Raw genomic sequence first — 265 nt, 5'->3', positions numbered from 1 at the left:
GATTTTTTCAAGGTCTTTTGATCGTTTATGACTCAGTCTTTTTGCGGTTTTTTCGTAAGAAATAGATAATCATCACTAGCACAAAAATGATGAGCGCAGCTATACATGCAAAGTAGATCCAAGACTCACTGCTGCTTTGTTTTTCACCTATTTTCAGATTGCTTGATGTGCTGCTGATCGTTTGATGATTAGAGAACATGTCTTTGTTTTTGCTCTCTATCGCAACTGTTGCGGTCTCTGTATTTGTTTGGAGGAAATGAATCAC

The 265-nt window shown here is 37.4% G+C and carries 1 protein-coding gene; it reads right to left on the bottom strand.

Features of this window, described 5'->3' with window-relative positions; translation table 11 throughout:
• Positions 1-25 precede the first annotated feature (25 nt).
• Positions 26-265, bottom strand: a 240-nt coding sequence (locus SB775_RS30370; RefSeq protein WP_410864969.1) for a type VII secretion EssA family protein, incomplete at its 5' end; no start/stop codon positions are given.

This window comes from Peribacillus sp. SIMBA_075, from assembly GCF_046534585.1.
Note: the sequence above shows the minus strand (reverse complement) of the source record. Positions and strands in the feature narration are given on the sequence as shown.